The following is an 11605-nucleotide window of genomic DNA, read 5'->3' on the forward strand; positions in this document are numbered from 1 at the left end:
TTAAGATTTCCTTCTCACCTCTATTTTATGAGCATGTCACGCAGATTCATTTTTAGACAGTAAAAAAAGCCCTTTAATAAGGGCTTTTCAGATTGTTGACAAGAGCTTTTAGATGATGTCATGCTGCGCATTTGGTTGTTCTAGCGTGTGGTTTCTGTTATCCGGGTCGGCATTTGCTGCTGCCAGCCATAACGCCAGGATGGTGATGCTTGTACAGACGACTGCCCATTTTTTAAAATTCATATAAACAATCCCCTCTCTGAATATAGATTCGAGCATGTTCCGCTTCTCCGTAGAACATGGAAGATTTTTCATAATCCTCCATTTCATTATAATACTTTGCGGTGTCTAATGCCAGTTCCTCTATATCTGGATATGCATAGGCGGACTCTAAAAAATGAAAAATTCGTTTAATATGCTCCGCATCTTGCTTTAAGTACAATGCTTCTAAAAATATCGTCTTCTGAATATGGATGTCATCCTGAAGTGCTTCTGCTCGCTTCATACATTCTTCTCTGTAGTGTAAGGCTTCTTCGTGTTTACCTTGTTTGTATAATATCTGAGCGGCGGTATAAAGAGGGTCTATAGATCGACGAAGGTGATCGGATTGATTTTGGTCAAATAACGAGATGGATTCTTTCATTAGTTCGAATGCGCGGTCAAGATCTCCCATATGGTAATAACTGTTGCCCATATTAAACAAAGAGGAAGCAATAAAACGCACATTCTGAAAGTCTCTTGATCTCGCAAGCGCTCTCTCGAGATGTGGTAATGCCTTTTCATGCCTTCTCATATCATCATAGTTACCGGCCACAATAAATTCGCATTGGATCGTGCGAAGCGCATATAGCTCATGCTGAATATAGACATCCAGCGCCAGTTTGGCATGGTGCATCGAAATATGTGTTTGTTTCATGTGATAATATATTTCTGACATTTTAAAATGAAATTCCGCACGTTCAATATCATCTGACACAAAAGAAAGCTTGTGCTCTGCCTTTTGATAAGACGAGATGGCAGCAATATACTGCCTACGGCCAAATTCATACATGCCTCTGAAAAAATGATAGTAGTATTCAAGCATGCCTGTGACATGTGTTTGATGCTCATCTATTTCTTTCGAAAGCTCGGAAAAGTTGGCGCGAAGCTTTCCTTCCTTTAATGGCTTTAAGTAATCGAGCATGACCTCATGCCTGAATTCCATTAAAGAAAAATAGAGAAGCAAATTCTGATCTTCTTCCATTGAATCAAGAGAGGTGCGAATTTCCTGCTTTAATTGTTCTGCTTGTTCTGAATCAAATCTGCGGATTAATTCATACCACTTGTTGATTTTCACTCCAATATCCGAAGAGGGAATGATTTTCGCCATACGTTGCCTTCTCCAATCTTCTCAAAATATAAAACATTACCATATTTTATCATACTTGACCGAAGAAATACAAAAATGAAATGAAAGGAAAAAGAGAGCCTGCTGTCACAAGACTCTCTTTTGAATTCGTTATTCTCTTATTTGTCCTTGACCACGAATGACAAATTTTTCAGAGGTTAAAGCCGGCAGACCCATCGGCCCTCTTGCATGCAGTTTTTGTGTGCTAATCCCTATTTCTGCTCCGTAGCCAAATTCAAAGCCATCTGTGAACCGAGTAGAAGCGTTGTGATAGACAGCGGCAGCATCGACAGCTGTTAAGAAAAGTGAAGCATGCTGATCATTTTCCGTAATGATCGCTTCAGAGTGCTTGGAGCTATACGTTTGAATATGCTGAATCGCTTCTTCTATGCTCTCTACGATTTTAATACTGACAATCGGCGCTAAAAACTCTGTTTCATAGTCCTCTTTTGTCGCTAATGAAGCACTAGGCGCAAGGGCACATACGGCTTCATCGCCCCGTATCTCTACCCCATTTGCATGAAGGGCTTCAAATAACGAAGCGCCATATGTTTTTGCCCATGTTTCATGAATGACAATGCTCTCGATCGCATTGCAAACAGATGGCCTTTGGGTTTTAGCATTCAGCACAATCTGCTCAGCCATTTCGTTTTTCGCTGTTTCATCAATGTAGATATGACAGTTCCCTGCACCTGTCTCAAGCACTGGCACGGTAGACTCTCTCACCACAAGATCAATTAAATTTTTCCCGCCGCGCGGAATAAGGACATCCAGATATTCATTTAAAGTGAACAGCGTTTTCGCCGTTTCACGGCCTGTATCTTCAATCAATTGCACACTGTCTACTGGAATATCCGTTGTCTGAAGCGCTTCATGGATCACCTTGACAATCGCTTTATTACTATGAATGGCAGAGGAGCTCCCGCGAAGAATAACAGCATTCCCAGTTTTGAGGCAAAGGGTGGCAGCATCTACTGTCACGTTTGGTCTTGCTTCATAAATCATTCCAACCGTTCCAAGAGGCACACGCACCTTTTCGATGAACAGACCGTTTTCTTTTTGAATGGTTTCTAATGTTTCACCAATTGGGTCTTTTAGGTGAATCAGCTGAAGAGTAGCGTCTGCAATGGCGTCAATTCTCTCTTCTGTGAGTGTAATCCGGTCAATGACAGAAGGCGTGAACTGCTTGTCCTCAGCAGCCTGAACATCCTTTTTATTCTCCCCCAATAAATAAGCGGAAGATGCTTTAAGTGCAGTTGCGATGGCATGTAAAGCTGCATTTTTTTGCTCCGTCGTTTTTAGCAGCAGCTGATCTTTGGCTGTACTTGCTTTTTTTGCTTTTTCAAGAACTTCATTCATCGTATTCCCTCCTCAGTTTTGTACATGCTGTACCCAGTGATCTCTGTGTATAACCTCAGGCTTCTCATTTGAAAGCTCATCACTTCGCATCCCTTTAATGCCGAGAAGCTCATCGGATGCGTACAAGGTTTGTCCCTTACCCACTAATCCGTTCGGACCGACCACTTCAACGACCTCTCCTTTAGAAAAGTCACCAGCGACATCAATGACTCCAGCCGGAAGAAGGCTTCTGCCGTTATGCAAAATCGCCGCTTCCGCTCCTGCATCTATCATGATTTTCCCAGAGACGGGTGAGTGGAATTGAATCCATTGACGGCGGTTGTTGACGGCTGATAAGTCCTGTTCTCCGATATACGTTCCGTCTCCTTGACCCGCTAGAATGTGAAGCAGCTTGTCTTCTCCAGTACCTGTGCCAATGAAGACTTTAACGCCTAGTGAAAGTGCCGTTTGTGCAGCAGACAGCTTTGATTTCATCCCGCCTGTTCCCACTTTTGAGCCTGTGCTCTTCGCATATGAAAACAATTCTTCTGAAATGTGTGTCAGTACATCAAAACGCTTCGCCTCAGGATGCTCATTTGGATTTGCATCATATATTCCGTTGATGTCCGTTAAGATGATCAATTGGTCTGCATGGATTAATCCACTGACAAGAGCTGACAGCATGTCATTATCCCCAAAGGTAAGCTCCTCAATGGAAACAGAATCATTTTCATTAATGATCGGTAAAATTTTTCTTTCCAGCAGCTCCATCATCGTAGCGTAAGCATTTCGATATCTTGTTCGATCTGAAAAGTCATTACGGGTTAAAAGCATTTGTGCAGGTGTCATGTGAAACTGTGAAAATAGCTCTGTATATTTCTGCATTAACAAGCCCTGTCCAACCGCTGCTGCTGCCTGTTTCCCCTTTAAAGTCACAGGTCTTGATGGATACCCTAAGCTGCCAAACCCTGCTGCAACGGCTCCTGACGAAATTAAAATGATTTCATGCCCAGCCTCTTTCAGCTTTGCTATCGCTTTCACATGATCCTGCATTTTTTGTTCATCAATGGCTCCTTTTTGCTCTGTTAATGAACTGCTGCCAATTTTGATGACGATCCTTTGCTTTTTCATTATTGATTCCCTCCGCTATACCTTTAGGCACAAAAAAATCCCTTTTTCTCCTTATGTAAAGGACGAAAAGGGATTTTCCGTGGTACCACCTTCATTGAATAAGCATACATCTAGCTTATTCCACTCAACTCCTGTAACGCCAGGCACGCGCTTAGATTTTTCCTCTAAGGCTCAAAGGGCAGGTTCAGCAGCTGTCTGCGGCAAATGTTTCAGCATATCATTTGCTCTCTTTACGCATCAGTTCCTGCTTACTATTCCTTTTCAACGCTCGTTAATTTTTTTATATTATCACCAATTGCTCAGGAAAAGTCAAGCCGTCAATTAAATACAATCGTTTTATTCTCATGCACAATTATTCGATCTTCTAGATGCCATTTGACGGCACGTGCAAGCACACTCCGCTCAATTGTTCGGCCAATATTTTTTAATGCTTCTGCATCATCCCGGTGATCTACACGCTCAATATCCTGTTCAATGATCGGTCCTTCGTCTAAATCATTGGTCACATAATGAGAAGTCGCGCCAATTAATTTGACTCCCCGCTCATATGCCCGCTTATATGGATTTGCACCAATAAACGCTGGCAGAAAAGAATGATGAATATTAATGATTTTGTTCGGGTGCTGTTCAATAAATTCAGGCGTTAAAATTTGCATGTATCTAGCAAGCACAATGGCATCAATATCATACTCTTCTAATAATGCGAGCTGCTGTTTTTCCGCTTCTTTGCGAATGTCTTTGTTCGCCTTCACAAAATGGAACGGGATTCCAAGCGATTCTACTGTATCTTTTGCCGTTTCATGATTGCTGATCACGACCGCAATTTCAGCCATGACATTTCCGCTTTGCCATTCCCATAGCAGCTCATGTAAACAATGAAGCTCTTTTGACACAAAGATCGCCAGCTTTTTAAGCTCACTTGCACGCGACATGCTCCACGTCATTTGAAATGATGCTGCAATTGGCTCAAACTGATGTTTCAGCTGATCCATATTTGCCGAGATGTCTTTCCAATCAAATTCAATTCTTAAAAAGAACCGGCCGCTTTCATGATCTGTTGTGTATTGGCTGGATTCAATGATATTCGCTCCGTGCTCAAATAAAAAGGAAGAAACAGCTGATACAATTCCAGGCTGATCCGGACAGCTGACAAGCAACCTTCCCTTTTGCTCATGCTTTTGTCTGTGTAATTCAAGTTTCTCTGTTATCAAAGTTCTCATGTATCATGACCTCATTTACGTTTTCATTCTAATGAAATATTATACTGGACTGGAAAGAGAAAAAGCAATGTAGAGTCCTATTTTTTATTGAATATTCATTCAATTCTGCACCTGGCGTGATATAATGTGAATAGACCTTTTATCATAAAAGGAGTGATGGAGATGAAAAGTATGACTTTGTTTGGTAAAGTGAGCTTTTGGCTCGGCATCGTTTGTCTGATCACAGGTATTTCCCTTTTTATAGCCGGTGAAAGACTCATTCCTTTTCTCACATTTGGTGTGTGTTTTCTGCTTGTGAGCCAGCTTTACCGCAAAAATGAAAACGATTCCAATCATCATTCAATGTAACAAAAGGCTGGCATCTATCTGCCAGCCTTTTCTTATTCAATGATTTTCAATCCTACTGCCGCAGATAAAATCAAGGCGATGAAGAAAATACGTTTTGCGTCTTTCGACTCTCCGTAAAACAGCATACCGACCATGGCGCCTCCAGCAGCTCCGATTCCAGTCCAAATGGCGTACGCCGTTCCCATCGGAATCGTATTCATCGCAAGAGACAGCATCAGAAAGGACATCGAAAAGCCAGCTGCAATGAATAAAATCCATTTGACATGCCGGTCTTTTTGGAATTGATTCATCATGGTCACACAAAGCATTTCTAAGATGCCTGCTCCAATGAGTAAAAGCCAGCTCATGATTCAGCCTCTCCCTTCTTTTCACCTGTTGTCAGCTTCAGCCCTAATACACCGCACAAAAGCATGACAATCAAAAGCAGTTTGACAAGCTGAACCGGCTCACCAAGCACCATGCCTATGAGGACGGTACCTGCTGTCCCAAGCCCGGTAAAAACGGCATAAAGTGTGCCAACTGGCAGTACACTTGTTGCTTTCATGAGTAAATAAAAGCTCACGATAATACAAACGATGGTTGCGCCCCATTCTATGAGCGAGTGAGCATATTTCAGCCCCATCACCCAGCCGACTTCAAATATGGCCGCAATAAAGACATTTCCCCATTTCATCTGATCTTCTCCTTTCTGAACGATTCCAACCAACAAAAAAAGCCTGGAAATCGATCGTTTGATCAAATCTCCCGGGCTTTTATCCCTCCGTGTCCATATGGCCTCTTCTAAGACCCTATGTGTTTTCTCTCGGACCAGACTGCACCAGCGCACGGAACCCTAGAAAACCAATTCATGATATACAGACCTGACTTAGAGCAGATTCTGTATTAAAAATCTTATCACACCCCGATATGCCGGTCTACCAGTTTGCTCTCCCTCTTCAAATATACTTGTTCATTTTTCGAAAGAAATGATATGAGACCGGCGTATACTAAATGATAGACAGAGAAATGATCACATCGCTGATATAATGAAATAAGATTGATGTGATGAACGATCCAAGATGACGCTTTGTTTACCAGCACAAAGTACGCTGAATCACATTTTATAGGAAACCAAGAGGTGGATCGTATGATGATAACCGACGAACAGAAACATGAATTTTATCAAGCACTGGTTGACAAGAACCCGCAATATGACGGCACATTCTTTGCCGGCATTAAGACCACTGGTATCTTCTGCCATGCCACATGTACCGCTAGAAAACCAAAATATGAGAACTGTGAGTTTTTCTTTACAGCAGAGGAAGCACTGCTAGCAGGATATCGTCCGTGCAAGCGCTGCACACCATTAACATACCCTAACAGCATTCCGGAAGAAGTCAAAACACTCGTTTCTGCAGTTGAAACACATCCTGAAAAACGCTGGAAAGAAGAAGACTTTCATCAATTAGGGATTCACTCTGCAACGGCACGGCGGAAATTCAAAGAAATCTATGGTATGACCTTTGTTCAATATGCGAGATCACGCCGAATGGGACTTGCCTTTAAAGAAATTCTGAATGGAAAAAAAGTGATTGATCAGCAGGTCGCCTTGGGCTATGAATCTTCGAGTGCCTTCAATGATGCATTTACGAAAATTATGGGAAATCCCCCTAAAAAGACGCAAACCAAGATTCTCCACGCTAATTTTATTTCTACACCGATCGGGCGGATGATCAGCGTGACAGATGCGACGCATGTGTATTTACTGGAATTTGTGGACAGGCGGGGACTCGAAAAGGAAATTGAGAACATGAGAAAAAAGCATCAAGCCCGTATTTTAGTCGGGGAAACAAACGTCCATCAGCAATTAGCAAAGGAATTGACCTTATATTTTGAGAAAAAACTCACGCAGTTCTCGGTACCACTTTCCTTACATGGCACCCCTTTTCAAATGAAGGTGTGGGACCTGCTCACGCGTATTCCATCAGGCGAAACAAGTTCTTACCGCGAGCTTGCTATGATGCTGGGCGATCCTCATTTGGTCCGGGCGGTTGGTAATGCAAATGGTGCCAACCAATTAGCGATTATCATTCCATGCCACCGCGTCATTCAAACAAGTGGTGAACTCGGGGGCTACGGCGGCGGAGTTGAACGGAAGAAATATTTGCTTCAGCTAGAACAGCGTATATAAAAGAAAAAACGGCTCTGCTTATTCGGTAAGCGAGCCGTTTTCTTCGTTACGGGTGATGCTGTATACATCGATGATCTGATCCCATTTTGAAATGGTTTTTTCTTTTTTCATACCCATTTTTAAAGCGACCTTTACAGACGATTCATTCTCTGGGCGTATTAAGCTGACCATTCGTCTGACCTTCATTTCTTCAAAGCCATAGGTGAGACAGCCTTTTGCGGCTTCAGCAGCATAGCCATTCCCCCATGCTGCTTTCTTTAGCATATAGCCGATTTCAAGTTCTGTTTGTCCTTCAATGTTTTGCAGAACAATCCCGCTTTGTCCAAGTGGTTCATTCGTTTTTTTGTCTTCAATGATCCAGAGGGAAGTATGATACATGCGGTCATTCTTTTGATTCCATGCAATCCACTCTTTCGTCTGCTGCTCATCCTTCAAAGAAGGATAATACTTCATCACTTCTTCATCTTGGAACAACATATCATATAAAAATGGCGCATCATGTTCATTCATCGTTCTCAGTCTAAGGCGCTCTGTTTCAAGCACTGTCCGTGTTTGAAGTTTCATTTATGATCCTCCCCTCACTTACTGACTAAAAATATCTCCGAACAATCCATTTGAATCTGGGGCAAAGTAATGGATTCCCGCACCGGTTAAACTAGCTGCCAGCGCTGTCCACATCATTAAACTGACTGTCATCCACACTGCGACTTGCTTTCTTTTCGTCCCGAAGCTCATGCACATAAATGCCGCTAGATGACTGCCGATGATAAAAGGACCGACGAGTGCTAATCCCGGGAGACCATATCGTTCCCAAATTCTTCTGGCCCGCAGCTGCTTTTTCTCTCCTTTTTCATCACTTTTGTCCTCTTTTCTCTTCAACCGCCATGCTTTGAAGCGGTCTACGAAAACAATGAGAAGTAAAACGGTAAAAAAATTGCCGATGAATCCAATGACCGCAGTCGGTACAGGATGCATGCCACTTAAAATGGCCAACGGAACGACACCTACCACTTCAAAAAAAGGCAAAGCAGCCAATACAAACACAAGTACATATCCCCATAAAATATCCAAGCACAGAACCCCTTTTCATTTTTGTCCTCTTCCCATTGTAATGAAAAACACGATACCATTTCTACATTTTTTTAGAAAAAGAAAAGCACATCTTATAGGATTATAGATGTGCTCTGTTTTTTACAACGTATTTTCATTTTTCTTATTCGTCCGGCGTAAGACAATGAGCATAAGCCCTATTAAGATCACAACCGATAGTAGACTTTGCAAGAGAAGCACGCTTGGTGATGTCCAGCCAATCCATTCAAATAGGAGCTGCGGTCCGAAAAAGATGATCGGAATCAATGAAACGACATTCGCCTTTAAGATTGCATTAAAGACAATGATACATAGCAGCATGAGCAGGATGACGCCCCATCTTTGACCTGAGGTCAGGACAAGTAATGGTGTGCCGAGTTTTTGATCCAATAGTTTGATTGTGACCATCGCGGTCAGCTGAAAGATCCCTAAGATCCAAAAGTAAAGAAATGCCCGGCGGCTTGTCTGAAAGGCAGACGCTCTAAACATCAGAATGATCATAATGACATTGGCCACTAAAACGAGCGGATAGCCAATCAAAGCATACCAAGAATACGATAAACTTTGACTGATCGCATCTGATAAAATCATGTAGAAGAGAGACCCGATTAAGAAGGCACTGATGAAGGGAACCCAGTCTTTATGGTGTCCTGACAGCTCTTTTGCGAGTTCATCAGCATAGCCCCGCGGATCTCCGCCAAACAAAGCCTCCCCTGTTTTACCATCTTTTTCAGCCTCAACCGCATGTGTCGTCAGTTCATCCATCAGCTCATCAATTTCGTCCTCATTTTTCCCCTTTGAGATGAGATAGAGTTTCAGCTCTAGTAGAACGTGTCTTGTTTCTTTTGATACCATAATCTCACTTCCCTTTTTGTAATAAGCGGTTTACATTTTTTGAAAGCTCACTCCAGCGGGTAATAAACTCTGTGAGCGCTTGTTCTCCAGCTTGTGTGAGCGTATAGTATTTCCTTTTCGGTCCGCTCGCTGATGCTTTTGTGACAGTGGTCACGAGCTGTTCCTTTTGCATACGCAGCAGGATCGGATAGATACTTCCTTCACTAATTTGATCAAACCCGTAATGCGCGAGCTTCTTTGTCATTTCATACCCATAAATCTCACCCTCAGAAATAATCGACAGCAGGCAGCCTTCTAAAATTCCTTTTAGCATTTGTGTGGATGTTGTCATCTTTGTTCCTCCGATTCCAGTACCTTGCATCACAAGATAGCATCATCTTACCACACACTATCTTGTCATGCAAGATACTATCCTAGAAAAAAATCACCGCTGAAAGGGTGATTTTTACGCCCATGGTTTATCTGTTCCAAGTGCGTCAGCCAGTGCCTTGCTATGCTTTCGGCGGCTTTTTCTTTCCTCTGCCCGCTGCTTCGCTGTTTGATGCAGCATGATTTCTTCCTCTGTTTCCGGTACGACTTGTGGAACTCGTTTTGGCTTTCCGTTTTCATCTAGCGAGACAAAAGTCAGAAATGAAGTCGCTGCAAGTCTGCGCTCTCCAGACATCAAGTTTTCTTTCATGACTTTGACAAACACTTCCATGGAAGACGTGCCGACCCACGTCACATAGGATTCCAAGCATACTGACTCTTTTTGTCCAATCGGCTCTAAAAAGTCAACAGAATCCATCGACGCCGTGACCGTTTCACTGCGGCTGTGTCTTGCTGCCGAGATGGAAGCAATGTCATCTATATAACTCATTAATTTCCCGCCAAATAAGGTTTGGTGGTTATTCGTATCGAGAGGGAATACCCTGCTGGTTTTAACAACTTTCGATTCCTTGCAGTATTTGAAATTTTCTTCACTCATCATCATAGCTCCTTCTTGCTGTTTTCGTGAATGCGGAACGACTTTTATTAAACACTATTCTTTTAGGTTTGTCTAAACTTTTTGCTTTAGTCTCTTGTGAGAGATTTTCTTTCGGAAATGTTTCAACCATGACTAGAACGAGGAATAATAGAACTATGAACAAACAAGGAGGCCATTTGATGGATTCTATGAGAGCAGAACAAATACACAAAATGCCGCAATGCATGAGTGAATATGACGATTTACAAGAAGTCCTTTTATGCAGTCCCATCTATATGGAAATCAAACAGATCATCAACGAAACCCAGAAACATTTTGCGAGAGAAAATATTTCTCAAATGAAAGCCGTTGCTCAGCATAAGCAATTGATCCAAACCCTAAAGAACCATCAAGTACGCCCCATCATGCTTCCGGCAAATGACCGCTTTCCTGAGCAAGTCTTTACTCGGGATATTGGGTTTACGATTGGACATACACTATTTGTTTCAAGCATGGCCGCCCCGGTCCGGCAAGGGGAAGAACAATTGTTAAAAGAGTGGGCACAGGGAAATGGATTGAAAACTGTTACCCTGACAAATGGAACGATTGAAGGCGGCGATGTGCTTGTGGATCAAACACGCGTATTTGTCGGAACGAGCAAAAGAACAAACCCATCCGCTATCCATCAGCTCAAAAAAGAACTGCCTGATCATGACATCATTCCCATTCATCTTCCTCCTCACATTTTGCATCTCGATTGTGTGATGAATATTCTGTCTCATGATGAGATATTAATTTATCCTGAAGCGTTCAAAAAAGAGGATCTTCACCTGCTCAAAATGCATTATGATCTGATTGAAATAAGCGAACAAGAGCAATTCACACTCGGACCAAACGTTTTATCCATTGGGCAGAAAAAAGTGATCAGTTTGCCTATCAATCAACAAACAAATGCTGCATTAACCGCTCACGGGTACACTGTCATTGAAGTGGATTTTTCAGAAATCATTAAATCTGGCGGCTCTTTTAGATGCTGCACATTGCCGATTCGGCGTTCATCCACTAAAAAAGCCAGCGTGTAGAACAGCTTGTCTACTTGCTGGCTTTTTTTCTGTCTATTT

General features: G+C 42.4%; 15 protein-coding genes, 1 riboswitch and 1 other annotated feature. Of the genes, 3 read left to right on the plus strand and 12 right to left on the minus strand.

The window, feature by feature from the left end; genetic code table 11:
• Positions 1–108: 108 nt before the first annotated feature.
• The 5 genes from C6Y01_RS03515 to purU form a co-directional block, all read right to left on the minus strand.
• On the minus strand, positions 109–243 hold the full coding sequence (locus tag C6Y01_RS03515) for a hypothetical protein (protein WP_034662996.1): 135 nt from the start codon (positions 241–243) through the stop codon (positions 109–111).
• Positions 233–1369, minus strand: a complete 1137-nt coding sequence (locus tag C6Y01_RS03520) for a Rap family tetratricopeptide repeat protein (protein WP_106037820.1) — start codon at positions 1367–1369, stop codon at positions 233–235. Before C6Y01_RS03520 ends, C6Y01_RS03515 begins: the two co-directional genes overlap by 11 nt.
• Positions 1370–1498: 129 nt before the next feature.
• Positions 1499–2746, minus strand: coding sequence for a glutamate-5-semialdehyde dehydrogenase (locus C6Y01_RS03525; RefSeq protein ID WP_034663003.1), 1248 nt, complete (start codon positions 2744–2746; stop codon positions 1499–1501).
• Positions 2747–2758: 12 nt separating this feature from the next.
• A complete protein-coding gene (proB, locus tag C6Y01_RS03530) occupies positions 2759–3856 on the minus strand; it encodes a glutamate 5-kinase (protein ID WP_034663006.1) in 1098 nt (365 codons plus the stop codon).
• Between the two features lie 55 nt (positions 3857–3911).
• Positions 3912–4130: a binding site (T-box leader), on the minus strand.
• A 43-nt stretch (positions 4131–4173) separates the two neighbouring features.
• Entirely contained in the window at positions 4174–5076 is a 903-nt protein-coding gene (purU, locus tag C6Y01_RS03535) for a formyltetrahydrofolate deformylase (RefSeq protein ID WP_034663009.1), read from the minus strand.
• 162 nt (positions 5077–5238) lie between these two features.
• Here purU and C6Y01_RS03540 point away from each other — a divergent pair, with 162 nt between their 5' ends.
• Positions 5239–5424, plus strand: a complete 186-nt coding sequence (locus C6Y01_RS03540) for a hypothetical protein (protein WP_034663011.1) — start codon at positions 5239–5241, stop codon at positions 5422–5424.
• 32 nt (positions 5425–5456) lie between these two features.
• Here C6Y01_RS03540 and C6Y01_RS03545 read toward each other — a convergent pair whose 3' ends face one another.
• Together C6Y01_RS03545 and C6Y01_RS03550 are read right to left on the minus strand one after the other, a co-directional pair.
• Positions 5457–5771, minus strand: coding sequence for a DMT family transporter (locus C6Y01_RS03545; protein WP_034663013.1), 315 nt, complete (start codon positions 5769–5771; stop codon positions 5457–5459).
• Entirely contained in the window at positions 5768–6097 is a 330-nt protein-coding gene (locus tag C6Y01_RS03550) for a DMT family transporter (protein WP_034663015.1), read from the minus strand. Before C6Y01_RS03550 ends, C6Y01_RS03545 begins: the two co-directional genes overlap by 4 nt.
• A gap of 66 nt (positions 6098–6163) precedes the next feature.
• Positions 6164–6271: riboswitch (guanidine-I (ykkC/yxkD leader) on the minus strand.
• 279 nt (positions 6272–6550) lie between these two features.
• Between C6Y01_RS03550 and C6Y01_RS03555 the strand changes: the two genes are divergently transcribed.
• Positions 6551–7594 carry a bifunctional transcriptional activator/DNA repair enzyme AdaA gene (locus C6Y01_RS03555; protein WP_106037821.1) on the plus strand — a complete coding sequence of 348 codons (1044 nt, stop codon included), beginning with the start codon at positions 6551–6553 and terminating at the stop codon, positions 7592–7594.
• An 18-nt stretch (positions 7595–7612) separates the two neighbouring features.
• Here the strand turns inward: C6Y01_RS03555 and C6Y01_RS03560 are convergent, their stop codons facing one another.
• The 5 genes from C6Y01_RS03560 to C6Y01_RS03580 form a co-directional block, all read right to left on the minus strand.
• Entirely contained in the window at positions 7613–8158 is a 546-nt protein-coding gene (locus tag C6Y01_RS03560; protein ID WP_095285058.1) for a GNAT family N-acetyltransferase, read from the minus strand.
• 18 nt (positions 8159–8176) lie between these two features.
• Positions 8177–8665, minus strand: coding sequence for a small multi-drug export protein (locus tag C6Y01_RS03565; RefSeq protein WP_034663025.1), 489 nt, complete (start codon positions 8663–8665; stop codon positions 8177–8179).
• 120 nt (positions 8666–8785) lie between these two features.
• Positions 8786–9538 (minus strand): HAAS domain-containing protein, encoded by a 753-nt coding sequence (locus C6Y01_RS03570; protein ID WP_106037822.1) that lies wholly within the window; start codon positions 9536–9538, stop codon positions 8786–8788.
• Positions 9539–9542: 4 nt separating this feature from the next.
• A complete protein-coding gene (locus tag C6Y01_RS03575) occupies positions 9543–9869 on the minus strand; it encodes a PadR family transcriptional regulator (RefSeq protein ID WP_034663027.1) in 327 nt (108 codons plus the stop codon).
• A gap of 114 nt (positions 9870–9983) precedes the next feature.
• On the minus strand, positions 9984–10505 hold the full coding sequence (locus tag C6Y01_RS03580) for an acyl-CoA thioesterase (RefSeq protein ID WP_060596084.1): 522 nt from the start codon (positions 10503–10505) through the stop codon (positions 9984–9986).
• A gap of 179 nt (positions 10506–10684) precedes the next feature.
• Between C6Y01_RS03580 and C6Y01_RS03585 the strand changes: the two genes are divergently transcribed.
• Positions 10685–11566, plus strand: a complete 882-nt coding sequence (locus C6Y01_RS03585; protein ID WP_095285056.1) for a dimethylarginine dimethylaminohydrolase family protein — start codon at positions 10685–10687, stop codon at positions 11564–11566.
• Positions 11567–11605: the final 39 nt, after the last annotated feature.

This window comes from Bacillus sp. NMCC46 (assembly GCF_002998465.1).
Lineage (GTDB): Bacteria > Bacillota > Bacilli > Bacillales > Bacillaceae > Bacillus.

Bases quoted from the DNA above. Each gene is read 5' to 3' on its own strand.
- C6Y01_RS03525 (WP_034663003.1), bottom strand. From the start codon at position 2,746: ATGAATGAAGTTCTTGAAAAAGCAAAAAAAGCAAGTACAGCCAAAGAT.
- C6Y01_RS03515 (WP_034662996.1), bottom strand. From the start codon at position 243: ATGAATTTTAAAAAATGGGCAGTCGTCTGTACAAGCATCACCATCCTG.
- C6Y01_RS03585 (WP_095285056.1), top strand. From the start codon at position 10,685: ATGGATTCTATGAGAGCAGAACAAATACACAAAATGCCGCAATGCATG.
- C6Y01_RS03545 (WP_034663013.1), bottom strand. From the start codon at position 5,771: ATGAGCTGGCTTTTACTCATTGGAGCAGGCATCTTAGAAATGCTTTGT.
- C6Y01_RS03520 (WP_106037820.1), bottom strand. From the start codon at position 1,369: ATGGCGAAAATCATTCCCTCTTCGGATATTGGAGTGAAAATCAACAAG.
- purU (WP_034663009.1), bottom strand. From the start codon at position 5,076: ATGAGAACTTTGATAACAGAGAAACTTGAATTACACAGACAAAAGCAT.
- C6Y01_RS03570 (WP_106037822.1), bottom strand. From the start codon at position 9,538: ATGGTATCAAAAGAAACAAGACACGTTCTACTAGAGCTGAAACTCTAT.
- C6Y01_RS03580 (WP_060596084.1), bottom strand. From the start codon at position 10,505: ATGAGTGAAGAAAATTTCAAATACTGCAAGGAATCGAAAGTTGTTAAA.
- C6Y01_RS03550 (WP_034663015.1), bottom strand. From the start codon at position 6,097: ATGAAATGGGGAAATGTCTTTATTGCGGCCATATTTGAAGTCGGCTGG.
- proB (WP_034663006.1), bottom strand. From the start codon at position 3,856: ATGAAAAAGCAAAGGATCGTCATCAAAATTGGCAGCAGTTCATTAACA.
- C6Y01_RS03575 (WP_034663027.1), bottom strand. From the start codon at position 9,869: ATGACAACATCCACACAAATGCTAAAAGGAATTTTAGAAGGCTGCCTG.
- C6Y01_RS03555 (WP_106037821.1), top strand. From the start codon at position 6,551: ATGATGATAACCGACGAACAGAAACATGAATTTTATCAAGCACTGGTT.
- C6Y01_RS03560 (WP_095285058.1), bottom strand. From the start codon at position 8,158: ATGAAACTTCAAACACGGACAGTGCTTGAAACAGAGCGCCTTAGACTG.
- C6Y01_RS03540 (WP_034663011.1), top strand. From the start codon at position 5,239: ATGAAAAGTATGACTTTGTTTGGTAAAGTGAGCTTTTGGCTCGGCATC.